The organism is Paraburkholderia sp. SECH4 (genome assembly GCF_030511745.1).
GTDB lineage: Bacteria > Pseudomonadota > Gammaproteobacteria > Burkholderiales > Burkholderiaceae > Paraburkholderia > Paraburkholderia madseniana.
In genome coordinates, this window is the sequence record NZ_JALOCP010000098.1 from 1 (window position 1) to 3383 (window position 3383).

Sequence of the window (3383 nt, forward strand, 5' to 3'; positions counted from 1 at the left end):
GTAAGCGCTAGTTAAAGCACACCGGATTGTCAGATGCGTCGGAGAACAGGGGTTCAAGCCTGTCTACTTTTTGCCCCAGTTGTTCCACGCCATGCGCAGCAGCGTCGCGTTAGCTGCCCGTCGGTCGAACAGTTCGGCATCGAAGTCGTCGCCCGCCCATGTTTTATACCGCTTCGCTTCGTCGCCATCTGGGTCGATGCTTAGTACGCGCAACATCTCTGCATATCCGTAGGTGCCACCCACGTCCTCGGGCGGACAGGCACGTTCTCCAGCACCAATCCATGCCTCGCTGTGCGGCTCATGGTCCGTTTGAGTGACTTCTTCCACGTGAATGTCATGATGCCAGTCATCACCAAAGTCATATCGATAGAGGAACCGGAGTCCCCGGTATGCACGCCGGTATAACCGCGCCTTGCGGTCATCCAGCATTTCGGGATCTTCAGCAAACAGATCGAGCATGTTGTCGTTGTCGCCCATCGCGTAAGTCCGCCCGTCGATCTCAAAGTCATGCAAATGCGAGTCAGTCCACCCAAAGGCGGCTTGCAGGATGTGATGCAGCTTGCGCAAGGTGATGTTGCCGTCGACATGGATCCGTCGCCAGACGGGCGGTTCGATGTCACGGATCTGCGCGTGAAGTGTGTAGATGGTGTAGGACTTGGTCATGGATTCGAGCAAAGCATCGTATTGGACGCAGGCAGAATTGCATTATCGCCCGACGTCGCAATCGGCTGTGCCTACCGTGCTGCGTGCCGGGACCTATGCTGTGCGCTGTCCGGAAACCGACACGAATTGCGTCAAGCGGATGTTCGCGTCGAAGTGGGTCGCATCGCGAAGTTGAACGGCAGAAGATCGGTGATGTCTGCTTCGGGCGGCCTTTGCGGCAGCTCGGCGAGCACATGCAAGAGATATGCATACGGTTCGACGTTGCACGCCCGGCACGTGAGCATCAGGCTATAGATCATTGCGCTCGCCCTCGCACCGGCAACGGTGTCACTGAACAGCCAGGAGGATCTGCCCGTGCAGAATGGCCGGATGTCGCGCTCGATGACATTGTTATCGATTGGCGCGCGCCCGTCGTTCACATAGCGGCTGAGGTACGTCCACTGGTTGCGTGTATATGAGATCGCTTTGCCCAGCAGGCTCTCAGGAAGGATCTGCGGCGCCTGCTCATCGAGCCATTTCCGCAAGGACTCAAGCAGCGGCACGCTATGTTGCTGACGCAACCGGAAGGTGTAATCGACCCGTGTCTCATCTTCAGGCAGATCGCCTTTTGCGAGTGTTTCTACCTGGTAGAGCGCCTTGAAGTATTCCAGCCCGTGTGCAGCACGACCGCCTGGTTTCTTCATGCCCTTGAGGGCATCCACGAAGGCGCGCCGCGCGTGTGCCAGGCAGCCGAAGTGCGTCGGGCCTTCGAGCGTGCGCCAGGCGGCATACCCATCGGTCATCAGCAGACCTTTGTAGCCGGCGAGGAACGTTCGGGGATAGTCCTGCCCGCGCCCCGGCTGGTAGTCGAACAGCACGACGGGCTCGAGGCAATCTTCGGCGCTGCGGTACACCCACATATACGAGGTGCTCTGGGCGGCTTTGCCCGGCTCCTTGAGCACCTGTACCGTTGTCTCGTCGCCGTGAATCAGCTGTTGCGACAGCAGCGTCGTGCGCAGCGCCTCATACAGACGGCTGTAGTGCAACTCGGCAGGCCGGATGATCCAGTTCGCCAGCGTGCCGCGTCCGACTTCGATGTCCGCGCGTGCCAGCGCATGGGCCATCCGGTATAGCGGCGTTCCGTCAACGTATTTACCCGCAGTGACCGTGGCGATCATCGCCGCACTGGCATTGCTGCCCGGCAACGGCTGGGCGGGCATGGGTGCCGTGATCACCGGCGTGCGCTCCGCGTGACGCTCGCAGTGGCGGCATGCATATTTGAAGCGCACGTGCTGAAGCACCGAGGCCTTTACTTCGATATGCAACTGTTCGCTGGTCTCTTCGCCCATGCGGTGCAGTGCGTGCGCGCAGCACGGACATACCTTCGCGCTCTCGGGCAGATCGTATTCGATGCGCTGACGCGGCAGATGCGCCGGTAACGGCTTACGTCCCGGTTTGCTGCCCGTGGGTGCCGGCGGATCCGGCAGACCCGTGTCGGGCAGTACAAACGCTTCGTCATTGGCGTCGGCGGCCATGTCGTCTGGTTCGGTGCCGGCGATCTGTTCGGCCTCGTCGAAGACGCGATCCGTGAGCTTCTCGCTGCTCGGGGCGAAGCGCCTGCTCTGCGCGAGGCGAAACTGCTCCTCGAGCTGGGTAATCCGTTCGCCCAGTTGCCGGTTGCGTGTCTCGAGTTCACGGATATAGGCCTGGGCGGCCGGCGGCAATCGGGAGAAGTCGTCCTCGTTCATGCCTCCACGATAGCGAAGTGTCGCCCGCGATGGGTTTACGGGAATTTGTAACAGGCCGGCCAGTTATTGCTGACGGGCGACGCCCGATGCTCAACTGGCGTGATGGTACGACCGTACCGGATGGCGGCGTACAGCATCAATGTCGATGCCCTCCAGGAGCCAGTGCAACTGCTCGCTCGTCAGCTTGACGACGCTCTGCTGCCGGCGCGGCCATACGAAGTGGTCTTCCTCGAGGCGCCTCAACATCATCCAGAAACCGTTACGATCGTAGAACAGCAGTTTGACCCGGTTGCGTTTGCGGTTGTGGAAGGCGAAGACGGCGCGACCAAACGGGTCGAGCTGCATGGACTGCTCGACGAGCGTCACGAGGCTATTGATGCCGGCCCGGAAGTCGATCGGTTCGCGATGCAGGAAGACCGTCAGGTCCGCCTCGAAGCGGAACATCAGCGCGCTCCCAATGCGGTAACCATCGCATTAACGATTGCCACATCATCTGCTGAACATTCGAGCTCAAGCTTCACGCCGTTGGGCAGGTGAGCCGACAGCCGTGCCAGTCGCGTTGAGCGTGGCGAAACGCAGGGTGATTCTGCACCGGTGGCGCGGAGCGACGCGGGCGCGGACGCCATGACCGCTGTCGGCTCGTCAATCGCGACGACTGGAACAAACACTGATGATGCGACCGGCACGTCATGCCTGATTGGAGGCTGGCCCCGTTCTCGCGCCTGGACCCATTTATGCAACTGGTTGGCGTTCACGCCCGCCTTCAGGGCGAGGCCCGATAGTGAGGCGCCTGGCCGCAGACAGGCTTCGACCAGTCGTCGCTTGTCCGCCGGGTCGAAGCTTCGCTTGCCGCCGACACCGACACGCGTCACACGCAAGGGCAAAAAGCTCAGGTCATCTTCTGTCATGAATTGCGTCCGCAAAGTTGGGTTGCGGACGCAATCGTGAGCCGTATCAACAACGGAAGCTAGGTGTGCGAAATCGCGCGCTTAC

The 3383-nt window shown here is 60.8% G+C and carries 4 protein-coding genes; all 4 read right to left on the bottom strand.

What is annotated here, in order from left to right:
* Window positions 1-63: 63 nt before the first annotated feature.
* A complete protein-coding gene (locus tag M0D67_RS41805; RefSeq protein ID WP_266243618.1) occupies window positions 64-663 on the bottom strand; it encodes a plasmid pRiA4b ORF-3 family protein in 600 nt (199 codons plus the stop codon).
* A gap of 131 nt (window positions 664-794) precedes the next feature.
* On the bottom strand, window positions 795-2390 hold the full coding sequence (locus tag M0D67_RS41810) for an IS66 family transposase (protein WP_266243621.1): 1596 nt from the start codon (window positions 2388-2390) through the stop codon (window positions 795-797).
* A gap of 90 nt (window positions 2391-2480) precedes the next feature.
* Window positions 2481-2834, bottom strand: coding sequence for an IS66 family insertion sequence element accessory protein TnpB (gene tnpB, locus M0D67_RS41815; RefSeq protein WP_154567977.1), 354 nt, complete (start codon window positions 2832-2834; stop codon window positions 2481-2483).
* Window positions 2834-3298 (bottom strand): transposase, encoded by a 465-nt coding sequence (locus M0D67_RS41820; protein ID WP_154567978.1) that lies wholly within the window; start codon window positions 3296-3298, stop codon window positions 2834-2836. The genes tnpB and M0D67_RS41820 overlap by 1 nt, the downstream gene beginning before the upstream one ends.
* Between the last annotated feature and the right edge of the window lie 85 nt (window positions 3299-3383).